This is a genomic window from Collinsella sp. CLA-AA-H302 (assembly GCF_040093305.1).
Taxonomy (GTDB): domain Bacteria; phylum Actinomycetota; class Coriobacteriia; order Coriobacteriales; family Coriobacteriaceae; genus Collinsella.
Window position 1 is genome coordinate 60466 of sequence record NZ_JBBNJW010000004.1, and the last position, 25356, is coordinate 85821.

Consider the following 25356-nt stretch of genomic DNA (forward strand, 5'->3'; position numbering starts at 1 on the left):
TCATAAACTCTCTTATGATAACCAAAACGGCGCGGCCGAACACCTACGACAGGAAAATCCTCGTCCTGCCGCACGCGTCGATGACGACCGGCAAACGCGTGCCGTCACGTTCGACCAAAAAGCGCGCCCGCTGACGGCGCGAGCAGTCACGGCAACGGATCTGCCCCGTTGCATCCGTGGCGCAGGCGCCCTCGGCAGTCAGCAAGCAGTGCTCGCACACCATGAGCTCGGAACGGTCGGCATCGACAGGCCCCAAGACACCGGGACAAGCGGCAAGCTCGGCAACACGCTCCGCATCATTGCCGAGCAACTCGGCCGACAAGTACACCCGCCCCGCCCCGAGTCCGCGCAGCCAGGCAAGCGTGACCCGATTCGCGCAGAACACCGGCGCCGCCACGTCAAACGTCATGCCCAGCTCGCGAGCGATCACCACCTGTCCCAGGTTGCGGCAGACGACGCGCCCGGCACGCTGCATAAGTGAGCGGGTCCGATCAGCGTCACCCGTGCGGCACACCTCGTCCAGCACCACAACGGCGTCGGACAAATCGCGTTCTCCGCGCGGATCGGCATCCATCAGCTGCCAAGCAAAAACCATGTGAGCGGGAACCGCGCGCTCCACCAACTCCGTCGACGCACCGCCATCCACCGCAGCGTCCTCAAAGGGCAGCACCTCAACGGCACGCGCAACGGGCGCAATCGCATCCGCCTCGGCCCGCATGCGCTCCAACACCGCCGCCGTCTGATCCAACACGCCGGCGCTGCGAATCAGATAGACCTCGCAGCCCGCGTCCACCTTACGTTTGCAATGCACGACGATGCGCTCTCCCGCAGCGGCATCCACGGGGCAAGGCACCTGTGGCCAGCGCTTGGGCACATCGGGACGCGCGTCGGCACCCGGGTAAAATCGGATTTCGAGCGTATCGCCCGCCGCCACGGCGGCATCAAGCTCAACCGTCACCTCTTCGTGACCCACCGCCACCAAGTGGCCCACGCGCACGCCCTGGTTGATCGCGCGCTCAAAGCTCATGAGCTCGGCACCCGAACGACCCCGCAGGTAAGCATCGGTAAACCCACGGTTAAACGACCTTCCCAGCTCGCGTTCAAGCTCTTCCACGGCACCGGAGTCCCACGCGCCGTCGCACAGCATATCGAGTGCCCGACGCCACACCCTCACCACGTTGAATACGTAATCGGGATTCTTCATGCGTCCCTCGATCTTGAGCGATGCCACGCCGGCGGCAACAAGCTCGGGCAGGTGCGCGATACCCAGATAGTCACGCGGACAAAGCAGGCGGTCTCCCTCGACGGCAACAACACTCTGCCCCGCCTCGTCCACTAGGTCGTACGCCAGACGGCACGGCTGCGTGCAGTCGCCGCGCATCGCCGAGCGCCCACGCCGCAGGGCCGAGAACTCGCACGCCCCCGAATAGCCGATGCAAATCGCACCGTGGCAGAATACCTCGATGGGCACGCCCGTGGCACAGAGCGCCGCAATCTCGTCGACCGTCAGCTCGCGCGCCGTCGTCACGCGCTCGACCCCCAACTCATCGGCGGCAAGCCGCACGGCGCCTTCGCTATGAACGCCCGCCTGCGTAGACAGGTGAATCTCGACCCCGGGAATCGCCGCGCTCAGCGCGCAGGCCAACCCGGCATCGGCCACAATCAGAGCATCGGCGCCCAGCTCCAGTGCATGAGCTCCCAACGCCACCGCGTCGGACAACTCATCGTCAAACACGAACACGTTGAGCGTCACGTATACACGCACGCCATGGGCATGCGCCACGGCGCAGCCGCGCGCAAACTCGTCATCCGTAAAGCCGTGGGCGCTCACACGGGCGTTAAAGCCGCCCAACCCCGCATAGATGGCATCGGCACCCGCGGCGATAGCCGCAAGTATCTGGTCGAGTCCGCCCGCCGGCGCCAGCAGCTCGGGCAGCGCCGCACTGACAACATCCAATCCAGTCTCGTATTGTCCGCTCGGCCCCATCGTCCGAATCGCCATCGACAAACTCCTTACCAAGGTATGCATTCACTCTGAAAAATGCCGTCTTCCAGCATACACGAGGCCTCGCGCGCCCCGTTTGGTTTATCGTGTAATAACTTATGTCCATCCTGCCCCGACGGCACATCCACCGTCTGGCACGACATACCTGGAGGTCAATATATGGGTCCTCGCCAACGACAGGGACACAGCCGTTCAAAGACGCACGCCCTGCCCATAATCCTGCTCTCGTTTTTGGGCTTTCTGCTGATTGCGGGCGTGGCGTTTGGCATCGGCATGGTCGGTAACGTCAACCGCTGGCTGTCCGATCTGCCCGACTACACCGACGCCAACGCGTATCTGGTGAGCGAGCCCACCGAGATCGTCGACTGTAACGGCAACAAGATCGCGAGCTTCTACACGCAAAACCGCAAGTCCATCACCAAGGACGAGGTCTCCCCCTACGTGCTGCAGGGCACCGTTGACGTCGAGGACGAGCGCTTCTACGAGCACGGCGGTATCGACCTGTGGGGTATCGCGCGTGCTGCGGTGGCAACCCTCGGCGGCGGGCACGAAGGCGCCTCGACGATCACCCAGCAGCTTGTGCGCAACACCATCCTGCAGGAGGAGCAATTCGACTCGACCATTGAGCGTAAGGTGCGCGAGGCCTACATCGCCATCAAGATGGAGGACATGTACTCCAAAGACGAGATCCTCATGATGTACCTCAACACCATCTATTACGGCCACGGCGCCTACGGCATCGAGGCCGCAGCCGAGACCTATCTGTCCAAGAGCGCCGCCGACCTCACCCTGAGCGAGGCCGCGCTACTCATCGGCCTTCCCAACTCGCCTTCGCAGTACGACCCCACGGTCAATCCCGATCTGGCACTGTCTCGCCGCAACAAGGTTCTCGACAACATGCTGCGCCTGGGCCACATCACCCAGGAGGAGCACGATGCCGCACAGGCCGAGCCCATCACCCTCAATGTGACCGAAATCTCGGGCAGCGGCGTCGACGTATACTCGCAGCCCTACTTTGTCTCCTACGTCAAGCAGCTGCTGGAGCAGGAGTTCTCGACCGACGTGCTCTTTAAGGGCGGCCTGACCGTCAAGACCACCATCGACCCCACGATGCAGCAGGTGGCAGAGAATGCCGTCCGCGAGCAGCTCGACACGCTCTCGCTTGACGGCCTGGACATGGGCATGGTCGTCGTCGACCCCAAGACCGGCTACATCAAATGCATGGTGGGCGGCTACGACTACAACGCCGACGAGAACCACGTAAACCATGCCACGGCCAAGCGTCCCGTCGGCTCCACCTTTAAGGCCTTTACGCTGGCAACTGCCATCCAAAACGGCATGAACCCCAACGTCACCCTCAACTGCAACTCGCCGCTCAAGGCCAAGGGCACCACGACTGAGGTCCAAAATTACGCCAACCAGAGCTATGGCAACATCACGCTTAAGCAGGCGACGGCATACTCCTCCAACACCGGCTACATCCAGGTGGCGGAAGCCGTCGGCAACAGCAAGATCATCTCGCTCGTCAAAAAGCTCGGCATCGACCCCGCCAAGGACAACATCGAGGACGTTCCCGTCATGACGCTCGGCACCGGCTCGATCTCGCCACTCGAGATGGCCGCCGCCTACGCGACGTTTGCCAACGGCGGCTACTATCGCCAGCCGATCGCCATCACCGAGATTGATTCTCGTACCGGTTCGGTGCTGTACCAGCACACCGACAATCCCTCACAGGTGCTTACCGAGGGCGAGGCCGCCGCGGTCACCGATGTTCTGTCCGGCGTCATGAAGGGCAGCGGTACGGGTGCTGCCGGCGCCCTGAGTGTCAACCAGCCCTATGCCGGCAAGACGGGCACCACCGACAACACCACCAACCTTTGGTTCTGCGGCTATACCCCGCAGCTGGCGTGCGCCCTGTGGACCGGCTATTCCGCGGGCGAGATCCCCATCCAAAAGTACGGCACGGACCTGCTGGGCGACAGCACCAACCTGCCTGTCTTTAAGCGGTTTATGAACACCGTTCTGACCGGTACCGAGCGCGAGGAGTTTGCGACCGGAACGGCGCCCACCTACAAGAACAACAGCGTCTGGAAGTTCTACGGCACCAACAACACCAAGAAGTCGGAGAACGACGACAAGGACAAGGACGAAGAGGAAGAGGAAGAGGAAACCACCACAACGACTACCACGACGACCACGACCACCGAGACCACGGGCGGCGACACCACCGGCGGCACCGGTACGACCGGTGGCTCGACGGGCGGCTCCACTGGTGGTTCGACCGGCGGCGATGGCGGCACGCCTACGCCTACGCCCACTCCCGACCCCTCGCCCACGCCTGACGATACGGTCGGCTAAGAAGTACGCGACTAAAGCCAACAAGGCCCCGAGCAGCTTATTGAACTGCTCGGGGCCTTTTAGTTTGAAGCGACCTGGTGGGCGGTCTTTATACCGGCAAACAAAAAGGGGTACCGACCAACGTCGATACCCCTTACAAGCCACTATGTAAGCGCACGCAGTGCCGAGCGCACGACCCGCACGCCTACTTGCGAGAATTGCTCAGCTTATTGATCAGCGCCTCAAGACGCTCGCCGTCCTCGGCCGTCTGGGCAATAACCAAAATCGTATCGTTGCCGGCAAGCGAGCCAAGCACATCGGGCAACTCGGCCGCGTCAACGGCGGCGGCGATGCCGGAAGCCGTGCCAGGCTGAGCCTTGATCATAACCAGATTATCGGTACGCAGAACGCCCGTTACGAGCTCGGAAACCATGCGCTGCAGGTGTAGGTCCTCTGCCAGAACATAGATGCCCTCAGGGAGCTTACGCAGCCCCATATCGGCAATATCGCGAGAGACAGTCGCCTGCGTGCAATCAAAGCCCATAGCGCGGAGCTCATCGACCAGCACGCGCTGCGTGCGGACGTCCTTATTGCGCACAATATCTCTAATGGCATCCTGGCGCCCATTGCGTTTTTTAGCCATACAAACCCTCACTCAAAAAGATGGCGGAGACAATCAATCAGTGTTTGAATAGTTTAGCGCTATTTGAAGGCTTTTGTGTATAAGAACGCATTTCGAAACAATTCTATGCAAGTTTGTTTCGTAATGAGCCGTTTAGGCGGTTTTTGCGCCCGTCCGGTTAAGAAAAGCTGCCAGATGCGTACACATCACGCAACGCGCGGGCTTGGCGCTAGCGATCGGCCCAAACAACAGACCGAGCCCCCGATGGTTATCCTTGAGCGCGGCGACCATCTGACGGGTTCGAGGCGCCTCGAGCATATCACGCATGCGGGCGGAACGCTCGATTGACGACACCCCATGCGGGCTCAGACACAAATTCTCGATGCAGGCGACCAGTCCGGCAAAGTAGAACTTTTGGCTTGCCAGCTTGAGCCGACCACCGCTATCTGCTTCCGAGAGTGAGTCCGCAAGCTCGTCGAGCGCTCGGGTGTCATCGGATACCTTGGCATACATGGTGGGATCAAAGGCATCTGCAAGCTTAGGCGCCACCGCGTGGAAACAAGCGTCGCCGCCTCCGGAGACGCGCTGCGCCTGCGAGAGCGCGCATGCCATAAACCCAACTGTGCGAAACGCCTTGTCGCACAAAAGGCATGCCTCAAACAGCGGACGACTATACATCACGCCAGAGACTTGAGCAACCAAGCCGCCCAAAATCAACTGAGGCAGCCCGGCCACCATCGAAGATTTGCTATCAATGGAAATATGAGTAGCATCCAAGACGCGCGAATGGCGCTCTCGATGTGCATCATAGCGGTCGAGCGACACCGTGGGGAACACTATGTCTGCCGCAGTATCGCACGCGATATCGACCATCTTGGAAAGGGATTGCGGAGCAAACCACTCATCGGCGTTCATGGCGATGATTTGAGAGCCGCGCGAGGCAGCAAAACCGGCACGAAGACACGCGCCGCGCGTCGCGTCCTCGACGTCAATCAAATCAATATGGATGTCCCTGTCGGCAGCAACTTGAAGCGAATGGCGCACACCGGGCGCAGTATCGCGACAGACAACGACAATCTGCAAATCGTAGAGGTCTTGGTTCTGGATACTCTCGAGCGCACGCATCGCATAGCTGGGCGAACCTTCTACCACAAGGATCACCGAAAGTCGCGGATGCGAGCCACGTCGAACCAAATTATCCGTCCTCTCGACAGCAATGAATCAAACCGTGGTTCATGGTACACCCCGGCAATAAAAGCAATGAGACACCGGTTGCATTGCACGCCAAGAACAGATGTTGCACACGCGCAGCCCACAGATGACAGGTGTCGACGCACGACACGTCGAGCCTTCCCCTAGTCGAGCACGACAAGCTCGGCGGGATCGTAATCCACGCCCATAAACGTAAGGCCGCAGGCAGGAGCCGTGGGGCCCGCAGCGGTACGGTCGCAAGCATCGATAACCTCGCGCATCCACTCGGGATCGCGGCGATGCATGCCAATCTCGACGAGCGTGCCCACAATAGTGCGCACCATCGAATGTAAAAAAGCGTTGCCCTCGATGGTAAACGTCAGGATATCCTCGCCAAAGGCCACCTCATGGCCAAACTCGGCCCGCATCACGCAGCGGTGTGTAGGCTTGCCCACAGCAGAGGCAACCTTGCAAAAGCTCTTAAAGTCCTGCTCGCCCAAAAGCGCGGGACAGGCCGCAGACATGGCCTCGACGTCCAAGGGATAACGATGCCACCACACGGCGCCCCGCGAGAGCACGGGACGCGCGTCGCGATCGGCAATACGGTACGTATACGTACGGGAACGCGCATCAAAGCGTGCAGAAAAGCCTTTACGGGCCTTGTAGACCTCGTTTATGGCGATATCTTTCGGCAGCAGGGCATCCATAGCCCTCAGCCACCTACGGCGCGTATAAGCAAGCTCAGCGTCCGTTACGGGCACGCTGATGTACTGCGCCACCGCATGCACGCCGGCATCGGTGCGTCCCGCACACGTCAGGTCGATCGGACGGCGCAGGAGCGTCTCGATGGCGCGGCGCAGCTCGCCCGCAACCGTCGTCTGACCGGGCTGCTCGGCAAAGCCGCAATAGGACGAACCATCGTAGGCCACGCGGAAAACGAGCGTGGCATCGAGCTCGGGGGTCGAATTGAAATCAGACGGCGCGGTCATGGACGCTCCCAACAAACAGGTAATGGCATTTCGACAAAAAAAGAGGGGTACGCGGACGTACCCCTCGAATATAGCCTATGCAGACGGATTGTCTACTCAGCGGTCTCCTCAGCAGGAGCCTCCTCGGCAGCGGTCTCCTCGACAGCCTCGACCTTCTTGGGAGCAGCGGCCTTCTTGGGGGCCGGAGCAGCCTTCTTGGCCTTAGGCGTGCAAGGCTCGGTGACGAGCTCCATGATAACGATGGGAGCGTTGTCGCCCTTGCGGTTACCGAGCTTCATGATGCGGGTGTAACCGCCGTTGCGGTCCTGCCACATGCCCTGAGCAGCCTTGTCGAAGATCTCGGCAACGAGCTGCTTATCGCCGAGCTTGGCGATAGCCAGACGACGAGAGTGCAGGTCGCCCTTCTTGGCCCAGGTGATGATCGGATCGACGACCGAACGCAGCGCCTTAGCGCGGGTCTCGGTGGTCTTGATGCGGTCGTTCTCGAAGAGGGCCTTAGCAAGGCTCTTCTTCATGGCCTTGGTGTGGCTCGCATCGGTGCCGAGCTTCAGGCCCTTCTTAACGTTGTGACGCATGGTCTAGTTTCTCCTCAAATATGCGAAGCATTAAGCCTTCAGGCTCAGGCCCATGGACTCAAGCTTGTCCTTCACTTCCTCGATCGACTTAACACCGAAGTTACGGATGTTGAGCAGATCGTTCTCCGAGAACTCAACGAGCTGACGGACCGAGTGAATGCTGGCGCGCTTAAGGCAGTTGTAGGAACGGACGGAAAGGTCCAGATCCTCGATCTGCTTGTCCAGCTCGGCGTTGTCGTTGGTGACCTCGGGAGCGAAGATCGAAGCCTCCTCCTCGACCTCGGGGGTCTCGGCAAGGTTCATAAAGGCGGCCATATGCTGGTTGATGATATTGGCAGCCTGGACCACGGCGTCGCGCGGGGCGATGGAGCCGTTGGTCTCGATCTCGAGGACAAGGCGGTCGTAGTCGGTGTGCTGACCGACACGGCAAGCCTCAACGAGCTTGGCGCAACGGGAAACCGGCGAGTACAGCGAGTCGACGTGGATCACACCGATGGGATCGTTGTCGCGCTTGTTGGCCTCGCCAGAAACATAGCCGCGGCCATAGCCGATGCGCATGCTCATGGTGAGATGGCCACCCTCGGTGAGCGTAGCGATGTGCTGCTCGGGGTTGACCAGCTCAAACTCGGACGGAATAAAGAAGTCCGCACCGGTGACCTCGCAGGGGCCGTCAACCGAGATGGTGGCGGTCGCCTCGTCGGTCGTGCCGAGAGCCCTGAAGACAAGACCCTTGACATTCAGGACGATGTCGGTGACATCCTCGACCATGTTAGGGATGGTCATGAACTCGTGCTGCGCACCATCGATCTGAATAGCCTCGACGGCGGCACCCTCGAGCGAGGACAGAAGTACGCGACGAAGGGAGTTACCCAGCGTATCGCCGTAGCCACGCTCGAGCGGCTCGACGGAGACACGAGCAGACGTCTCGTTGATCTCTTCGACCTGAACCTGAGGCCTAATGAATTCTGACATGTATTACCTCCAGCCTCAGCAGCCCGGATGGACTACTTAGAGTAGAGCTCGACGATGAGCTGCTCGTTGATATCACCGCTGATCTGCTCACGCGTCGGCAGAGCGAGCACGTTACCAGACAGCTTCTCGATATCGACCTCGAGCCAGCCAGGGACCTCAAAGCGCTCGGAGGAAATCAGGGCCTCCTTGATGGGGAGGAGGTCACGGAACTTCTCGCCGACAGCGACGACGTCGCCGGCCTTGACGCGGTAGGAAGGGATGTCCACGCGCTTGCCGTTCACGGTGAAGTGACCGTGACGGACGGACTGACGAGCCTCTTTGCGGGTGCGGGCGAAGCCAAGACGGAAGACGACGTTGTCGAGGCGAGACTCAAGGATGATCATGAGGTTCTCACCGGTGACGCCGTTCATCTTGCGGGCCTTGTTGAAGTAGCCGTGGAACTGCTTCTCCAGAACGCCATAGATGAACTTGACCTTCTGCTTCTCGCGCAGCTGCATGCCGTACTCAGATTCCTTGCGACGGCGCTTGGGCTGACGGATAGATTCCTTCTTGCTGCTGTAACCGAGCTCAGCGGGATCGATCCCGAGCTGACGGCAGCGCTTAAGAACAGGAGTCCTGTCGATTGCCATATTGATACGATCCTTTCAGTTACACGCGGCGACGCTTCTTGGGGCGGCAGCCGTTGTGCGGGATGGGGGTCTTGTCCTGGATGCTCGAGACCTCGAGGCCAGCAGCCTGGAGGGAGCGGATGGCGGTCTCACGACCGGAGCCGGGGCCCTTGACGAAGACGGAAACCTTCTTCATGCCGTGCTCCATGGCCTGCTTGGCAGCGGCCTCGGCAGCCATCTGGGCAGCGAACGGCGTGGACTTACGGGAGCCCTTGAAGCCCACCTGGCCAGCCGACTTCCAGGAAATGACGTTGCCCTGGGGATCGGTGATCGAAACGATCGTGTTGTTGAACGTAGAACGAATGTGAGCCTGGCCCACGGAAATGTTCTTACGGTCCGCGCGCTTCAGACGGGCAGCGCGAACGTTCTTCTTAGCAGTAGCCATCTATCTAGCGCTCCTTATTTCTTCTTCTTAGCACCGATCTGACGCTTCGGGCCCTTGCGGGTACGAGCGTTAGTGTGGGTGCGCTGGCCGCGGACCGGGAGGCCCTTGCGGTGACGAAGGCCGCGGTTGCAGCCGATGTCCATAAGGCGCTTGACGTTCTGGTTGCGCTCACGGCGGAGGTCGCCCTCAACCATGATCTGATTCTTATCGATATAATCGCGGATGGCGTTAACCTCATCCTCGGTGAGGTCCTTAACGCGCGTATCCACGTTAACGTTGCACTCGACGCAAATCTTCGTCGCAGTGGTGCGGCCGATGCCGTAAATGTAGGTCAGACCGATCTCAACGCGCTTCTCACGCGGGAGGTCGACACCATTAATACGGGCCAACGTAGTCTCCTCTCTTAACCCTGACGCTGCTTATGACGGGGGTTCTCGCAAATGACGAGGACCTTGCCATGGCGCCTAATGATTTTGCACTTATCGCACATCTTCTTGACCGAAGGACGTACCTTCATCGTTCTTCCTTTCGGTAGCGCTCAAACTACTTCCCTACTATCTACTCGCCCAGCCGCAGGCGTTTAAAACTATGGCTGGTCTTCACACACAATCCGACCGTAGGTTGAGCTAAGCCTGCAGTCGGAAATGGAGTGCGTGTATGCGTGCCGCTATTTGTAGCGATAGGTGATGCGGCCGCGGGTCAGGTCGTACGGGGAAAGCTCCACGACAACCCTGTCACCGGGGAGAATACGGATGTAATTCATTCGGATCTTGCCAGAAATGTTGCACAGAACCGAATGACCGTTCTCGAGCTCGACCTTAAACATGGCGTTGGGCAGCGGTTCCTTTACCGTACCCTCGAGCTCAATTGCGTCTTCCTTCTTCACAAGCAATCATCTTTCTCTAGAAAACGACAGCGATTGAGTATTCTACAACACGTATGCACGCATCGTAATAACTTCGTAATGGCTCCACAACTAAGTGGAACTTGTTACATTTGAAATGTAAAAACAAAGCCGTTCCCTGATACCCAAGATCGCCTTGAAATGAGAAGGCATAGACCTTGGGGTCATGCCTTCGAAATTGAAAGGCGAGGTTGGGCATCAGAGGGCGGCGACTCCTACATTTCACCGCCTTGCAAGGAACACCAGGAACCCTGCGCATCCGTGGTAAGAATCACCGGACCGTCATTGGTAATGGCGACGGTGTTCTCGTAGTGCGCGGCGGGCAGGTGGTCGTTGGTCGTAACAATCCAACCGTCGGAGCCTGTGCTCACATGGTTGGAACCCATCGTAACCATCGGCTCGATGGCAATGACCATGCCGGCCTGGAGGCGAACGCCCCTCCCCTTCTTTCCATAGTTAGGAACGTTGGGGTCCTCGTGCATCACGCGGCCAATGCCGTGGCCCACATAGTCACGAAGCACGCCATAGCCGTGAGACTCGGCGAGAGACTGAACGGCATAACCAACATCCCCGATATGGTTACCGGGAACAGCCTGCTCGATGGCAGCCTTAAGGCAATCGCGCGTGACCTTGCACAGGGCCTTGGCCTCGGGCGTGGGGGTACCGACGAAAAACGTCCAAGCGTTATCGCCGACCCAACCGTCGACAACGGCTCCCGTATCGATGGAAATGATATCGCCATCGCGCAGGATCATGTCGGGGTTGGGAATACCGTGGACCACGGCATCGTTGATCGATGCGCAAATGGTTCCCGGGAACCCGCCGTAACCCTTAAAGGCCGGGGTGCCACCATGCATGCGGATAATCTGCTCCGCGAGCTGATCGAGCTCAAAAGTCGAAACGCCAGGACGCACCATGGCTCCAACGTGGCGGAGCGCCATCTTAGATAGCGCTCCCGCCTTCTTCATCTGCTCGATTTGCGTTGCAGACTTAATCTTGATCATAGACCGAGAGCCTCTTTGACATCCCCGTACACGGTCTCGCGAGCCTGGTCACCGTTGACCGACTTGAGCAGACCCTGGCCACGATAGTAGTCGACGAGCGGGCTCGTGGACTTCTCGTAGACGTCGAGACGGTTCTTGATGGTCTCGGGCTTGTCGTCGTCGCGCTGATACATCTCGCCGGCGCACTTGGGGCAGGTGACATCGGCAGCAGTGCCGGTGTAACCGCAGGCGCGGCAGGTGCGACGCGAAGACAGACGATCGATGATGACCTCGGGGGCCACGTCGACCAGAAGGGCGCAATCGATCTCGCGACCCATGGCGGAGAGCTCGGAATCGAGCGTCACAGCCTGGGCGGTGTTGCGCGGGAAGCCGTCGAGGATGAAGCCCTGCTGGGCGTCATCGGCGGCAAGGCGCTCCTTGACAAGGTCGATCACGAGCTGGTCGGGAACGAGCTCGCCAGCGTCCATGTACTTCTTAGCCTGAATACCAAGCTCGGTGCCACCCTTGACGGCAGCACGCAGCAGGTCGCCCGTGGAAATGTGAGCGACGCCAAACTCGGCGACGAGCTCCTGTGCAACGGTACCCTTACCGGCACCCGGAGCTCCGAGCAATACGAGGTTCATGAGCAATCCTCCTCTAGCCTATTTAAAGAATCCATCGTAATCATACATCTTGATCTGGCCTTCGAGCTTATCGACCGTGTCGAGCACGACGCCGACCATGATGAGGATGGACGTGCCGCCAAATGCCTGGATCAGATGGTTACCAGTGAATGAGAAGATGATCGAAGGCACGATGGCGATGAGCGCCAAAAAGACAGCGCTGGGAAGCGTAATCTTGTTGAGCGCGTTCTTGATGTAGGCCGCGGTAGCCCTACCCGGACGGACGCCCGGAATAAAGCCGCCCTGCTTCTTAAGGTTGTCGGCCGTGTCATCGGGGTTGAACACCATGGAGGTGTAGAAGTACGCGAAGAACACGATGAGGACAACATTAAGCACCCAGTTGAGCCAACCGGTCGAAAGCGCAGAGGCAACTGCCTGAATCCAGCCGATGCCGGGGAAGAACACAGCAATCTGAGCCGGGAAGTACAGCAGCGCCGAGGCGAAGATGATCGGCACGACACCCGCGGTGTTGACCTTGATGGGCAGGTAGGTGGTCTGGCCACCCATCATGCGACGGCCCACGACGCGCTTAGCGTAGGAGACCGGGATGCGGCGCTGGCCGCGCTCAAGGAAAACGATCAGCGGGATAACCAGCAGGATGATGGCGCAGATGATCACCATGGTGATGATGCCACCGGCATTGCCCTCAGTGCTGGAGAAGATCGCCTGCGGCAGACCGGCCATGATGTTCGCAAAGATGATCAGCGACATGCCATTGCCGATACCGCGCTGGGTGATGAGCTCACCGATCCACATGATCAGCATGGCGCCCGCGGTAAGCGTGCCGACGATCATGAGGTCGAAGATGATCTCGGGAGCGCCGGCGCCATTGAAGCTGATGCCGAAGCTCTTAAAGAGGAAGAGGTAACCCACGGAGTTGAGGATTGCCAGAGCCAGGGTGAGGTAACGCGAATACTGCGTAATCTTGGTCTGACCAACCTCGCCCTCGCGGGCAAGCTCATGCAGGGAAGGCACGACGGCCTGGAGCATCTGGAGGATGATCGAGCTGGTGATGTAAGGCATGATGCCCAGCGAAAACACCGACACATAGCTCAACGCGCCGCCAGAGAAAAGATTCAGGAGGGCCATAGCACCTGCGGCGACCGAATTGTTATCGGTCGAGAAAAGGCCCAGCATCCCCTGGAAGGGAATGCCGGGCACAGGAACGTGCGCACCAATGCGGTACACGACGAGCATAGCTATGGTAAAAAGAATCTTTTCGCGCAATTCTTTGATGCGGAAAGCATTCTTAAGACCATTTAGCACGGCAGCTCGACCTTTCCGCCGGCGGCCTCGATCTTGGCCTGCGCAGAAGCGCTGACCTTGTCGACCTTGACCGTGAACTTCTTGGTGAGCTCACCATTGCCGAGCACCTTGACGGGCTCGAACTCGCTCTTGGTGATGCGAGCGGCCTTAAGAGCGGCACCGTCGATCACAGCGCCATCCTCGAACTTACGCTCGAGACGCTCAACGTTAACAGCGGTGTACTCGATACGACGGGGGTTGCGGAAGCCCGGAAGCTTGGGCAGGCGCATAGCCAGCGGAGTCTGGCCACCCTCGAAGCCGGCACCCTTGGTGCCGCCAGAGCGGGAACCCTGGCCCTTCTGACCGCGGCCAGAAGTGGTGCCGTGACCCGAAGAATTGCCACGGCCGACGCGCTTGCGGTTCTTGGTGGAACCGGGCGCGGGAGTAAGATCGTGAAGCTGCATTTGCTACTCCTCTACAATCTCGACAAGGTGCTTGACCTTGAAGATCATGCCGCGGACGGACTCGTTGTCAGCAATCTCGCGAACCTCGCGGATCCTGTGGAGACCGAGGGCACGGACAGTACGGACCTGGTCCTGCTTGCAACCGTTGGTGCTGCGGACCTGCTTGATCTTGATGGTGTCAGCCATGCTTAGTTCTCCTTACCGACGAACATCTCGGAGACCGTCAGGCCACGGCGAGCCGCGACGTCCTCAGGGCTGGAGAGCTCCTTGAGGCCCTCGACGGCAGCCTTGATGATGTTGAGGCCGTTGTCGGTACCGAGGGACTTGGACAGGACGTTCTTGATGCCAGCAAGCTCAAAGAGGGGACGCACGGCGCCGCCGGCGATAACGCCGGTACCCTCGACAGCGGGCTTGATGATGATGCGGCCGGCACCAAAGTGGCCGAGAACCTCGTGCGGGATGGTGCCCTGCTCGGTCACCGGCACGTGGAACATGTTCTTCTTGGCATCGAGAGACGCCTTGGAGATGGCCAGGGGCACCTCAGCGGACTTGCCCATGCCAACGCCGACGTTACCCTTGCCGTCGCCAACGACGACGAGAGCGACGAGGCTCATGCGACGACCACCCTTGACGGTCTTCGACACGCGGTTGATGTAAACGACGCGCTCCTCGAACTCGGAGGCCTCGCGCTGCTGCTTCTGATTACGAGCCATGTGCTACATACCTCCTAGAACTCGAGACCGGCGGCACGAGCACCGTCGGCGAGGGCCTTGACGCGGCCATGGTAGATACGGCCACCACGATCGAAGGCGACCTTGGTGATGCCGGCCTCGATGGCGCGCTTGCCAACGAGCTGACCGACCTTCTCCGCAGCCTCCTTGTTCGAGGTGTGGGTGCCCTTGAACTCGGCCTCGAGGGTCGAGGCAGAGACGAGCGTCAGGCTGGAGCCCTTGCTGTCGTCGATGATCTGGGCATAGATGTTGGCGTTAGTACGGGTCACGCGAAGACGCGGACGCTCGGCGGTACCCGAGACCTTGCCGCGAACACGACGCTGACGACGCTTGAGGCCTTCCAGCTTCGCCTTATGCTTGTTCATACGTAAACTCCTAAAAAGGTTGATCTTGCCAGCACCTGACGGGGTGCTGGTCTTATGCGAGTGAGTCGGTTACGACTACTTGGCGGCCTTACCCAGCTTGCGGCGGATGTGCTCGCCAACGTAGTGGATACCCTTGCCCTTGTAAGGCTCGGGAGGACGATGGCCGCGGATCTCAGCGGCGATCTGACCGACCTGCTGCTTGTTGATACCCTTGACGTTCACGTGGGTGTTGTCGGGAACCTCGAAGGTGATGCCCTCGGGAGCCTCGACGATCACGGGGTGCGAGAAGCCCAGGGAGAACTCGAGGTTCTTGCCCTTCTGCTGCACGCGGTAACCGACGCCGGCGAGCTCGAGCTTCTTCTCGAAGCCCTCGGAAACGCCAACAACCATGTTGTGGATGAGGGCGCGGGTGAGGCCGTGGCGAGCACGGGTCTCACGCTCGTCGTCGGGACGGGAAACGGTGAGGACGTTGTCCTCGACGTTGATAGCGAGCTTCTCAAAGACATCGAGCTCGAGCTGGCCCTTGGGGCCCTTGACGACAACGTTGTTGCCGTTGACTGCCACTTCGACTCCGGCGGGAATCTGGACAGGCTTATTACCGATACGAGACACGGTGATCTCCTTTCCTTCTACCTACCGAGCGAATTACCAGACGTAAGCGATGATCTCGCCGCCGACGTTGTGCTTGCGAGCATCGCGGTCGGTCATGACGCCATGGCTGGTGGAAATAATGGCGGTACCAAGGCCACCGCGGACGCGGGGCATGTCGGCAACGCCGGTGTACTTACGCAGGCCCGGCTTGGAAATGCGGCGGATGCCGTTGATGACCTTAGCCTTCTTGGGACCATACTTAAGCGTGATGTGCAGAGTCTTCTGGGGAACGGTGTCCTCGACATCGTAGCCCTCGATGTAGCCCTCCTCGTGCAGAACACGAGCGATCTCGACGAGCTTCTTGCTGCTCGGCATGGAGACCGTGGCCTTGTTCACAGAGTTAGCGTTACGGATGCGCGTAAGCATATCTGCGATCGGGTCTGTAAGGTTCATACAGATTCTCCTTCGTTCTTGATGAACACGTGCTCTTGGTTCTTCGCCGCCCTTAACGGCAAAGCCTTTTTAGCGCGTTTTCCCTGTTTCAAACTGATGCTTGAAACGCTGGTAGTGACTTACCAGCTGGCCTTCTTAACGCCGGGAAGCTCGCCCTTGAGTGCAAGCTCGCGGAAGCAGACACGGCACAGGCCGAACTTGCGGTACACAGAGTGCGGACGGCCGCAGCGCTGGCAGCGCGTGTACTCACGAGTAGAGAACTTCTGCTTGCGATTGCACTTGACGATCATCGATGTCTTAGCCACTTATATCCTCCTCACATAGAGTATTGTTCGCCCCAAGCGCCGCCCCCTTCTGGGAACGGCGCTCATAGGGCAGGTGAACCTATTTCTTGAACGGGAAACCGAAGGCGTCCAGAAGGGCCTTGGCCTCCTCATCGGTGTTGGCGGTGGTCACGAAAGTGATGTCCATACCACGCTGGTGATCGACGGAGTCGAAGTCGATTTCGGGGAAGATGAGCTGCTCGGTGACGCCCATGGAGAAGTTACCACGGCCGTCGAAGCTCTTGGCGGAGATGCCGCGGAAGTCGCGGATACGGGGGATTGCGACAGAGGTCAGACGATCGAAGAACTCCCACATACGGTCGCCACGCAGGGTAACCTTGCAGCCGATCGGCATACCAGCGCGCAGGCGGAAGGTAGCGATGGACTTGCGGGCACGGGTGATCATCGGCTGCTGGCCGGTGATGGCGCGCAGGTCGCGCACGGCACCGTCGATGGCCTTGGAATCGGTAGCGGCCTCGCCGACACCCATGTTCACGACGATCTTCTCAAACTTGGGGATCATCATGACGTTCTCGTACTGGAACTTGTCCTGAAGCTGCTGCTTGACCTCGTTGTTGTACTTGGTCTTCAGACGCGGCACATACTTCTCTTCTGCCATTGTTCACTCCTTCTTGGGGTTTTAAGCACGGGGCGTGGCCACGATGGGTTGTCCTCGTGCCTCCTGGCTGCATCCGCGCCGCTCATGGCATTACGCGGTTTGGACTCGACACAGCAGGAGCCGACAAAACAATCGGTACTATACGCGCATCGGGAGCGTTTTTCCAGAAAAACCTCGTCTGCCTGCACAACTCCACAACTCCCCCGCACAAACCGATCCGCATGCGACGGAGGAAAATGGCAGTTGCGGTGAAATAGGGACTGTTTGACGGCTTAACTGGCTTAAACAGCCCGCATTTCACCGCAACTTATTGATGGGGATGCGACTAGCGCTTGCGGGGGACGAGCTTGGTGCGGCGCAGGTGGATCATCTCGGCAGCGATGGAGATGGCAATCTCCTCGGGATCCTCGGCCTCGATGGCAACGCCGATCGGCAGGTGCAGCCCGTCGATCTGGTCCTGCGTAAAGCCCTCCTGCTCCAGGCGGGCGCGCACAAAGGCCGTCTTACGGCGCGAACCCAAGCAGCCCAGGTAGGCAGGCTTGGCGCGCATGGCCTGAATCACCACGTCGATATCGGACTTGTGACCCGCCGTGGCGACGACCACTAGGTCGCGCGGGCCGATGGGGCACTGCTTGCTCAGGTTCTTGTAGTCGACCAGACGACGGTCGTAGACACCGGGCACCCATTCGGGGGTCAGCGTGCCGGGGCGGTCGTCGCAAGCCACGACGGCAAAGCCCGCCGCCGTGAGCACCCGCGCCGTCGCAGCACCCACGTGTCCGCAGCCAAAGATGTAGGTCAGGCCCTCGGGGCAGAGCGTCTCGATGTGCGCCGGGGGAATCTCGGAGGCGGCGTTGGTGTAGGTGACCTTACTCCCCTCCTCCACCAGCGAAAGCTCAGGGCAGCCGGCAATGGTATGGCGCGATGCCTCGCCATGGTACTCGGCCACATCGCCCTCGAGCGCATTTGCGATAAACGGCTCAAAATCGATGGTGAAGTCGCCGATACGGCGATACACCAGCACATCGGCAATCTCCCGGAACAACGGCGCCCGTGCCGCGTCAAGGTGCAGATAGCACAGGCAGATGGCTCCGCCGCAGATCATGCCGGTATCGGAGTTCTCGCCGCCCATGGTGTAGCGGACCAGGCGCGACTGCCCTGCGGCCAGCAGCTCGCGAGCCTCGTCCAGCGCAAAGAGCTCAATCTTGCCGCCGCCGATGGTGCCAGCCTGACTGCCATCGGCAAACACGGCCATCCAGGCGCCCACGCCGCGCGGCGACGAACCCGCCGTTCCGGCCACGACCACCAGCTCGCACGTCTTACCAGCCTTCAGGGCGCCAAGCGCTGCATTCACCACATCGAGCTTTTCCATCGCCGCTTCCTATCCCCTAAAAACGTCGGTGAGCATGGCGAGCGCCTCGAGCACGCCGCCGCCGACCGACGTCGCCTTGTCCGAAATATAGTTGATATAGCCGGCATCGCTGCGCGGGTCGACGTCGGCACATTTAAAGCCCTCGGTCACCTGAACGCCGTCGGCCAAAAGGCCGCGCAGGCAGCCGTCAATCTGCGTGACCATGGGAGTATCACCCGCATAGCCAACACACTCGCCGGCGCTCACAATGTCGCCGATCGCATGATCTGACCTAAACACGCCGGCGGCGGGGCTGTGGATAACGCGCTCCTTGCCATACCCGGCGATGACACCCGGCACGCCCGTATTGGGCTGGGGCGAGCCCTGGGTGATGACGCGGCCGAGGAAATGACCGCGCATGGTCTCGACTGCGGCATCGCAGTCAACCGGCGCGGTAAAGCCCGGCCCCACGGCGATGACGACAGGCGCCATATCGCGCGTGGTGCCCAAGTTGCGCTTGGCCAGAATCGCGTCGACCACGGCAGCGGGTTTCAGTTCGTCGAGCATCTTGGCCTGGGGGTCTACCACGACGGCGACGTCTCCAGCCTCGGTAATTGTAAGCGCCTCTGCCGGCGTCTGCGCCAAGCGAGCACGAATGTCCTCGACCTGGACCTCGCCCAGGCGAATGGCCTCGCAAAAACTGATTGTGCGACGGATGCACGTGGGAACCGCGATATCGGCCATGACAACCGACACGCCGGCGCGCACCAAGCGAGCGGCAACGCCCGTGGCGATATCGCCGGCGCCGCGAACATAAACGAGCATTCCCGGGGCACCTCCCTGTGCTACGGTTTGAGCAGAGCAAAAGCGGTTCGACCGCTACTCTGATGATTATTTATTATCACAGTATTATACGGCGGTGAACAGATGGAAACGGTTAGCGGCAATCTTGCCTCGGCGCTCAGGATCGAGCCGGGCATTACCGCGATTATCGGCAGCGGCGGCAAGTCGACCTTGCTAAAGACGCTGGGGCTCGAGCTCATGCGCGCTGGCGGCCGCGTGCTCCTCTGCACCACCACGCATATGTTTCCCGTCGCCGGCGTGCCATGGGACGGGTCGAGTCGTCGTCTGGACGCCGCACCTTGGAAGCCGGGCGCCGCACATGTCCCCGGTTGCACCTGCGAGGCCTGCGCAGGCCTTGCGCGCGGAAGCATCTGCCAGGCAGGCGTCTTAGACCCGGAGACGGGCAAGCTCTCCGTCCCCGCCGAGCCGCTCGACCAACTGTCCCAGCGCTTTGACTACGTCTTGGCCGAGGCGGATGGCAGCAAGCGGCTCCCGCTCAAGGCCCACGCCGCCTGGGAGCCGGTGATTCCCTCTGGCACGGCCAACATCGTCTGGATCGTCGGCGCCTCAGGTTTTGGCAGACCCGTCGATGAGGCTGTCCACCGCCCCGAGCTCTTTTGCGAACGCTGCGGCTGCGAGGCAACCGACATCGCCACGCCCGAACGCGTCGCCCGGGTGCTCAATGCCGAGCTGCAGGAGCTGGGGCTCAGCACCGCTCGCATCATGCTCAACCAGGTCGACACGCTCAACGACCCCACAATGGCCGACCACTTCGAGGCGGCCCTCAACCACCCCATCTTCGCCACCAGCCTCAAAGGGTAGCTAATTCAGGACGGGGCCGTTTTAGCTACCCGATGTTGAGAGAGCACCCTGAGATGATTTTTTAATCCCCGTCCCAGAAAAATAATCTCCCAAATAAGCTATCCTGGCGACCTTCTTGCTAGCGGGGAACATAGCGACCGGGCTGGGCTCCGGTGGGTTCGCCGTCGCGCGCCACCAGCACGCCGTTGACGTAGACAGCCTTGGCGCGGCCATGTGCCTCAAAACCCTCGAGCGGCGTGTAGTCCACGGCCTGATGCTGCGTCGCCGCACGAATGGTCCAGCGCGCCTGGGGATCCCACACGCAGACGTCGGCATCGGAGCCCTCGGCAAGACAGCCCTTGCGCGGATACATGTCAAACACGCGCGCCGGGTTCTCGCTCATCAGACGGCAGAGGTCCTCGGGGCCCAACTGCCCCTCAAAGCTCGTGGCAATCGCGACAGGGCGATGCTCCACGCCGGGTCCGCCGTTGGGAATCGCACGGAAGTCGTCGCGGCCGCGGTCCTTTTGCCCGTGCAGGTTAAAGCTGCAGTGGTCGGTGGCGATAGTATCGATCTCGCCGGCCACAAGCGCCTCGCGCAGCGCAGCGCGGTCGCCTGCATGGCGAAGCGGCGGGCTCATCACATACTTGGCGCCCGCAAAGCCGTCCTCACCCTGCTCTAAATAGCAGGTGTCGTTGAGCATCAGATACTGAGGGCAGGTCTCGACATAGATATTCTTCTGCCCGCGCGCCTTGGCCGCACGAATGGCCTCGAGCCCCAGCTTGGTCGAAAGATGCACCACGTTGACCGGGGCGTCACCGGCAAGGTGCGCCAAGTACAGCAGACGGCTCACGGCCTCGCCCTCGCACACGTCCGGACGGCTGAGCGCATGGCCCTCGGGCCCGTGAATCCCCTGCTCGAACACGCGCTTCTGCAGCGCGTTAACCAGCGTGCCGTTCTCGCAATGCACGCACAGGATGCCGCCCACGCGCTTGAGCTCCTCCAACACCTCAAGGGTCTCGGCATCGTCCAGACGCAGGTGGTCATAGGCAAAGTAGGTCTTAAACGATGACACGCCTGCCTCGCGCATGGCCGAAAGATCGGCGCAGTTGCGCTCATTCCACTCGGCGAGTGCCATATGAAAAGCGTAGTTTGCCGTGCAGGTGCCGTCGGCGCGATGATGCCACTCGGCAAGGGCATCGGGCATGGTCACGCCGCGGTCGGCCGTCGCGTAGTCCACGATGGTCGTGGTACCGCCGCAGGCAGCCGCGCGTGTGCCGGTCTCAAAGCTATCTGCCGTCCAGTCCATGCCGGTCCAACACTGCATGTGCGTATGGCCGTCGATAAAGCCGGGAAACACCCAGCAGCCCGTGGCGTCCTGGACGGTATCATCCGCGCCCGGCTCAATCGTCGCGGCGATCCGCACGATCTTATCGCCCTCCATGGCAAGGTCGGCGCGACGAAGCCCCTGGGGCGTCACGAGCGCGCCGTTTTTGATGATGATCATGTTGCTCCTTATCGATTCATACAGTTGGCCACGCGATCAAAATACGAGCAGGCGGCGATATGCTCCGTTATGCGGCGCTGGCCCTTGGCGGTATCGACATCCCACAGCTCATAGGCACGCGCTTCGACCAACGCAACGTCGACGCGGCCTTTGAGAATCGAGCCCCCGCCGTCCTTGCCTTCGAGAAGCATAAGCGCGTCGAACAGCTGCGCCGGGAAGAGCACCGGACTCGAAGGCTCACCATTGCACGCCAAGCGCACCGGATGCTTGCGGCCACGCTCGTCAAATGCACGAACCATGGCCTTAAAAGAATCCGAGCTCACGAGCGGCTGGTCACCCGGCAAAAACAGGCAACCCTTCCAGCCGTGATCGGCTCCCCAGGCAAGGCCGGCACGCACGCTCTCGCTCCTCAACGTGCCATCGTGCAGCACGCACGGGCAATGCTTGTCCTCGCAAATCTGGACGACCTCGGGCCAACGCGTCGAAACCACGACGTCAAAGCCCCGGGGAACCGAATCGATGGTCCGGGCAATCAGCGACTCGCCATAGATATCGGCAAGCATCTTGTTAGAGCCAAACCGCTTGCCCTCGCCCGAAGCCATAATGACGCAACCAAGTTTCATGGCGATACCTCCCCTGAAGCCATCGTACCCATAACTCGCGCCGCGGGACACCTACATCGAACGTGCTTATCCCGCACGCCCGCGATGCAAAAAGGGGGCACCCCGCCGGTTGGCAGAGCGCCCCCTTTACCTGGTTTACCTCAACCCGGCTTTAGGCCTGGAACCAACGGGCGGTGTTGCGCTCGTCGAGGGCCTTGAGGGTAGCGGCGGGATCGGCAACCTTCTGCAGGAACATCATGGCTGCGATGGCGTACGGCTTGTAGCTGGCCTCCTTGTACATGCCCACGCGGTGCATGTCAAAGACGTCGGCGTTGACCTCGCCGTGCTCGCAGGAGACACCGGAGATGTCGGCGGGCAGCGGGTGCATAAAGATGGTGTCCTGGCCGTTGGCGGTCTTCTCCATGAGCTCGGTCGTGGAGCACCAGTCCTGATGGGTGGCGTTCTGAGCGAGCAGCTCCTTCTCGAGCGCTGCGATGCCGGCGTCGTCGCCCTCGGCGTACAGGTTGGTACGCTTCTCCATGGCGGCAAACGGAGCCCAGCTCTTGGGGATCACGATGTCGGCGCCCTCGAAGGCCTCGGCCATGGTGTTGACCTGCTTAAAGGTGGTGCCGGACTCGGCGGCATAGCCCTTGGCGCGCTCGACGACCTCGGGCATGAGGTCGTAGCCCTCGGGGTGGGCCAGGGTGACGTCCATGCCAAAGCGGGGCAGCAGGCTGATCAGCGACTGCGGGCAGGACAGCGGCTTGCCGTAAGAGGGCGAGTAGGCCCAGGTGACGGCAACCTTCTTGCCCTTGAGGTTCTCGAGGCCGCCAAACTCGTTGATGAGGTAGAGCATGTCGGCAGAGGACTGCGTGGGGTGATCGGAGTCGGACTGCAAGGAGATGAGCGTGGGACGGTGATCCAGAACGCCGTCCTCGTAGGCCTGCTGGACAGACTCGGAGACCTCGGCCATGTAGGCGTCGCCCTTGCCGATGTACATGTCGTCGCGGATGCCGATGACGTCGGCCATGAAGGAGATCATGGTAGCGGTCTCGCGGACGGTCTCGCCGTGAGCGATCTGGGACTTCTTCTCGTCCAGGTCCTGCAGCTCAAGACCGAGCAGGTTGGCTGCCTTAGAGAAGGAGAAGCGCGTACGGGTGGAGTTGTCACGGAACAGGGAGACGGCCAGACCCGAATCGAAGATCTTGGACGAAACGTTGTTCTCGCGCAGCTCGCGCAGGGCGTCGGCGACGATGTAGAGCGCCTTGAGCTCATCGGTGGTCTTGTCCCAGGTGTGCAGGAAGTCGCTGCCGTACATGCCCTTAAAATCGAGGCCGTTCAGCTGCTCGACGAGCTCGGTAAACTTGGCGTCCATGTAAATATCCTTTCCAAAGATGAAACGATTGCAATGAGTAGATGTGCTCCGGCATGCGCGTGTGGCTAGAACATGCAGAGCACTATGACGAGGACCCGCTACCGTTGAGGAAGCATGGGAGATAACGACCGCGGGCCCCAAGTCAACAGGGGGTGCCGGGGACACGAGCTGTCCCCGGCTCAACAAGATCGAGGAATGGGACTAATCGATCTTGTTGTTGGTCAGACCGGCGCGGAACACGGTGGCGTCGCCATCGGCCTGGCTCGGATCGTAGAGGTTCAGGGCAGCCACATACATGGCGGCAGCGGTGACCAGGTCGTCCTTGTAGGTGACCTCGTTGGGAGCGTGAGCCTGAGACTCGGCACCCGGGCCAAAGCCGACGCAGGGGATGCCATAGCGGCCCTGGATGGAAACGCAGTTCGTGGAGAAGGTCCACTTGTCGCACAGCGGACGACCGGTGCGCTTGTCCATGCTGGGCTCGCAGCCGATGCGCTCGTCACCGAACATGGCCTTGTGGGCGTCGACGAGGGCCTTGACGTGCGGAGCGGTCTCCTTGTTGATCCACGTGGGGAAGTAAGCCTCGGTCTCGTAAACCTCGCCGGTCCAGGACGGACGGTCGTACATGTACATGGAGACCTTCACGTCGTCGCCGTACTTCTTGGCGGCCGGCAGGTTGCGAATCTCGTCCAGGCAAGACTCCCAGGTCTCACCGGCGGTCATACGACGGTCGATGGAGATGGCGCAGGAGTCAGCGACAGCGCAGCGGCTGGGGCTGGTGTAGAAGATCTGGCTGACGGTGCAGGTGCCGCGGCCCAGGAAGCGGGCGTCCTCGAAGTGCTCGGGGTTGTACTTAGGGTCGAGCATCTTGACGAGGCCCTTGATGTCGGTCGACTCGTCGCAGCCGTTGTTGTTGAGGGCGCGGACGTCGGCGATGATGTCGGCCATCTTGTAGATGGCGTTGTCGCCGCGGTCGGGAGCGGAACCGTGGCAGGAGGTGCCGTGAACGTCGACGCGGATCTCCATGCGGCCGCGGTGACCGCGATAGATGCCGCCGTCGGTGGGCTCGGTGGAAATGACAAACTCGGGCTTAATGCCGTCCTTGTTGTAGATGTACTGCCAGCACATGCCGTCGCAGTCCTCTTCCTGGACGGTGCCGACGACCATGATCTTGTAGCCCTCGGGGATGAGGCCCATGTCCTTCATCATCTTGGCAGCATAGGTAGCAGAAGCCATGCCACCCTCCTGGTCGGAGCCGCCGCGGCCGTAGATGATCTCGTCGGTCTCGTAGCCCTCATAGGGATCGGCATCCCAGTTCTCGATGTTGCCGATGCCGACGGTGTCGATGTGAGAGTCGATGGCGATGATCTTGTCGCCCTCGCCCATAAAGCCCATGACGTTACCCAAGCCATCGACCTTGACCTCGTCATAGCCGAGGCTCTCCATCTCGGCCTTGATGCAGGCGACAACCTCACCCTCCTCGCAGGACTCAGAGGGGTGAGAGATCATGGCGCGCAGGAAGCGAGTCATATCAGCACGATGAGACTCCGCAGCAGCCTTAATGGCATCAAAATCGAGTTCTTTAGTCATAACAGTCAACCTTTCTACAAGGGTTTACCTACAGGTAGATATTTCAGATAGATCACTTGTGCCAAGCAGCGTGAGGTCGAGCACCCCACAAGCAAGTAACCATAGGAGGCGGACGGAGGACTTTGCTCCGTCGCGAGTTCCGCACGAGCCGGAGAGCACTTAATGTGCTCTCCGTGCGAGCAGGACTG

30 protein-coding genes are annotated in these 25356 nt (G+C 60.6%); 2 read left to right on the top strand and 28 right to left on the bottom strand.

Going from position 1 to position 25356, the window contains the following annotated elements; all coding sequences use genetic code 11:
- Positions 1–43 precede the first annotated feature (43 nt).
- Positions 44–2002, bottom strand: coding sequence for a U32 family peptidase (locus tag AAAV21_RS03965; protein WP_349107649.1), 1959 nt, complete (start codon positions 2000–2002; stop codon positions 44–46).
- 162 nt (positions 2003–2164) lie between these two features.
- Here AAAV21_RS03965 and AAAV21_RS03970 point away from each other — a divergent pair, with 162 nt between their 5' ends.
- Entirely contained in the window at positions 2165–4363 is a 2199-nt protein-coding gene (locus tag AAAV21_RS03970; protein ID WP_271806599.1) for a PBP1A family penicillin-binding protein, read from the top strand.
- A gap of 184 nt (positions 4364–4547) precedes the next feature.
- On the opposite strand, the gene AAAV21_RS03975 is transcribed toward AAAV21_RS03970, so the two are convergent.
- From AAAV21_RS03975 to yqeB, 23 genes are all read right to left on the bottom strand, one after another.
- Positions 4548–4985 (bottom strand): ArgR family transcriptional regulator, encoded by a 438-nt coding sequence (locus tag AAAV21_RS03975; RefSeq protein WP_006235280.1) that lies wholly within the window; start codon positions 4983–4985, stop codon positions 4548–4550.
- Positions 4986–5117: 132 nt separating this feature from the next.
- A complete protein-coding gene (locus AAAV21_RS03980) occupies positions 5118–6116 on the bottom strand; it encodes a glycosyltransferase (protein ID WP_349107651.1) in 999 nt (332 codons plus the stop codon).
- Positions 6117–6319: 203 nt separating this feature from the next.
- Entirely contained in the window at positions 6320–7144 is an 825-nt protein-coding gene (truA, locus tag AAAV21_RS03985; RefSeq protein WP_349107653.1) for a tRNA pseudouridine(38-40) synthase TruA, read from the bottom strand.
- A 92-nt stretch (positions 7145–7236) separates the two neighbouring features.
- Positions 7237–7719, bottom strand: coding sequence for a 50S ribosomal protein L17 (rplQ, locus tag AAAV21_RS03990; RefSeq protein ID WP_089573564.1), 483 nt, complete (start codon positions 7717–7719; stop codon positions 7237–7239).
- A gap of 30 nt (positions 7720–7749) precedes the next feature.
- The gene (locus AAAV21_RS03995; RefSeq protein ID WP_006235276.1) at positions 7750–8691 is read right to left on the bottom strand and encodes a DNA-directed RNA polymerase subunit alpha; all 942 of its coding nucleotides are present in this window, start codon (positions 8689–8691) and stop codon (positions 7750–7752) included.
- 32 nt (positions 8692–8723) lie between these two features.
- The gene (rpsD, locus tag AAAV21_RS04000) at positions 8724–9320 is read right to left on the bottom strand and encodes a 30S ribosomal protein S4 (RefSeq protein ID WP_006235275.1); all 597 of its coding nucleotides are present in this window, start codon (positions 9318–9320) and stop codon (positions 8724–8726) included.
- Between the two features lie 19 nt (positions 9321–9339).
- Positions 9340–9744 carry a 30S ribosomal protein S11 gene (rpsK, locus tag AAAV21_RS04005; RefSeq protein ID WP_006235274.1) on the bottom strand — a complete coding sequence of 135 codons (405 nt, stop codon included), beginning with the start codon at positions 9742–9744 and terminating at the stop codon, positions 9340–9342.
- Positions 9745–9758: 14 nt separating this feature from the next.
- Positions 9759–10133 carry a 30S ribosomal protein S13 gene (gene rpsM / locus AAAV21_RS04010; protein ID WP_022094275.1) on the bottom strand — a complete coding sequence of 125 codons (375 nt, stop codon included), beginning with the start codon at positions 10131–10133 and terminating at the stop codon, positions 9759–9761.
- A 14-nt stretch (positions 10134–10147) separates the two neighbouring features.
- Positions 10148–10261: a 50S ribosomal protein L36 gene (gene rpmJ / locus AAAV21_RS04015; protein WP_006363204.1), complete on the bottom strand. Its 114-nt coding sequence runs from the start codon at positions 10259–10261 to the stop codon at positions 10148–10150.
- 150 nt (positions 10262–10411) lie between these two features.
- Positions 10412–10630 (bottom strand): translation initiation factor IF-1, encoded by a 219-nt coding sequence (gene infA / locus AAAV21_RS04020; RefSeq protein ID WP_035137443.1) that lies wholly within the window; start codon positions 10628–10630, stop codon positions 10412–10414.
- A 233-nt stretch (positions 10631–10863) separates the two neighbouring features.
- On the bottom strand, positions 10864–11652 hold the full coding sequence (gene map / locus AAAV21_RS04025; protein WP_349107656.1) for a type I methionyl aminopeptidase: 789 nt from the start codon (positions 11650–11652) through the stop codon (positions 10864–10866).
- On the bottom strand, positions 11649–12275 hold the full coding sequence (locus AAAV21_RS04030) for an adenylate kinase (protein ID WP_349107658.1): 627 nt from the start codon (positions 12273–12275) through the stop codon (positions 11649–11651). Before AAAV21_RS04030 ends, map begins: the two co-directional genes overlap by 4 nt.
- A gap of 18 nt (positions 12276–12293) precedes the next feature.
- The gene (gene secY / locus AAAV21_RS04035) at positions 12294–13580 is read right to left on the bottom strand and encodes a preprotein translocase subunit SecY (RefSeq protein WP_035137447.1); all 1287 of its coding nucleotides are present in this window, start codon (positions 13578–13580) and stop codon (positions 12294–12296) included.
- Complete coding sequence (rplO, locus tag AAAV21_RS04040; RefSeq protein WP_006235267.1) at positions 13574–14023, bottom strand: 50S ribosomal protein L15; 450 nt, start codon at positions 14021–14023, stop codon at positions 13574–13576. Before rplO ends, secY begins: the two co-directional genes overlap by 7 nt.
- 3 nt (positions 14024–14026) lie before the next feature.
- Positions 14027–14209: a 50S ribosomal protein L30 gene (rpmD, locus tag AAAV21_RS04045; protein ID WP_006235266.1), complete on the bottom strand. Its 183-nt coding sequence runs from the start codon at positions 14207–14209 to the stop codon at positions 14027–14029.
- Between the two features lie 2 nt (positions 14210–14211).
- Positions 14212–14736, bottom strand: coding sequence for a 30S ribosomal protein S5 (rpsE, locus tag AAAV21_RS04050; RefSeq protein WP_055252236.1), 525 nt, complete (start codon positions 14734–14736; stop codon positions 14212–14214).
- Positions 14737–14750: 14 nt separating this feature from the next.
- On the bottom strand, positions 14751–15119 hold the full coding sequence (gene rplR / locus AAAV21_RS04055; protein WP_055252235.1) for a 50S ribosomal protein L18: 369 nt from the start codon (positions 15117–15119) through the stop codon (positions 14751–14753).
- A gap of 75 nt (positions 15120–15194) precedes the next feature.
- Positions 15195–15731: a 50S ribosomal protein L6 gene (gene rplF, locus AAAV21_RS04060; RefSeq protein WP_006235263.1), complete on the bottom strand. Its 537-nt coding sequence runs from the start codon at positions 15729–15731 to the stop codon at positions 15195–15197.
- Between the two features lie 33 nt (positions 15732–15764).
- Positions 15765–16163 (bottom strand): 30S ribosomal protein S8, encoded by a 399-nt coding sequence (gene rpsH / locus AAAV21_RS04065; protein WP_006235262.1) that lies wholly within the window; start codon positions 16161–16163, stop codon positions 15765–15767.
- Positions 16164–16282: 119 nt separating this feature from the next.
- Complete coding sequence (locus AAAV21_RS04070; protein WP_022094280.1) at positions 16283–16468, bottom strand: type Z 30S ribosomal protein S14; 186 nt, start codon at positions 16466–16468, stop codon at positions 16283–16285.
- Positions 16469–16547: 79 nt separating this feature from the next.
- Positions 16548–17105: a 50S ribosomal protein L5 gene (gene rplE / locus AAAV21_RS04075; RefSeq protein WP_006235260.1), complete on the bottom strand. Its 558-nt coding sequence runs from the start codon at positions 17103–17105 to the stop codon at positions 16548–16550.
- 325 nt (positions 17106–17430) lie between these two features.
- Entirely contained in the window at positions 17431–18474 is a 1044-nt protein-coding gene (locus tag AAAV21_RS04080; RefSeq protein WP_349107660.1) for an XdhC family protein, read from the bottom strand.
- Between the two features lie 9 nt (positions 18475–18483).
- The gene (gene yqeB, locus AAAV21_RS04085) at positions 18484–19278 is read right to left on the bottom strand and encodes a selenium-dependent molybdenum cofactor biosynthesis protein YqeB (protein ID WP_349107662.1); all 795 of its coding nucleotides are present in this window, start codon (positions 19276–19278) and stop codon (positions 18484–18486) included.
- Between the two features lie 102 nt (positions 19279–19380).
- On the opposite strand from yqeB, the gene yqeC reads away from it, so the two are divergent.
- Entirely contained in the window at positions 19381–20118 is a 738-nt protein-coding gene (yqeC, locus tag AAAV21_RS04090) for a selenium cofactor biosynthesis protein YqeC (protein WP_349107663.1), read from the top strand.
- A gap of 118 nt (positions 20119–20236) precedes the next feature.
- Here yqeC and hydA read toward each other — a convergent pair whose 3' ends face one another.
- The 4 genes from hydA to AAAV21_RS04110 form a co-directional block, all read right to left on the bottom strand.
- Positions 20237–21604 (bottom strand): dihydropyrimidinase, encoded by a 1368-nt coding sequence (gene hydA, locus AAAV21_RS04095; RefSeq protein WP_349107665.1) that lies wholly within the window; start codon positions 21602–21604, stop codon positions 20237–20239.
- A gap of 8 nt (positions 21605–21612) precedes the next feature.
- A complete protein-coding gene (locus tag AAAV21_RS04100; RefSeq protein ID WP_349107667.1) occupies positions 21613–22227 on the bottom strand; it encodes a nucleotidyltransferase family protein in 615 nt (204 codons plus the stop codon).
- A gap of 151 nt (positions 22228–22378) precedes the next feature.
- A complete protein-coding gene (gene ygeW / locus AAAV21_RS04105; RefSeq protein ID WP_055252229.1) occupies positions 22379–23581 on the bottom strand; it encodes a knotted carbamoyltransferase YgeW in 1203 nt (400 codons plus the stop codon).
- 201 nt (positions 23582–23782) lie between these two features.
- Entirely contained in the window at positions 23783–25168 is a 1386-nt protein-coding gene (locus AAAV21_RS04110) for a YgeY family selenium metabolism-linked hydrolase (RefSeq protein ID WP_099432046.1), read from the bottom strand.
- Between the last annotated feature and the right edge of the window lie 188 nt (positions 25169–25356).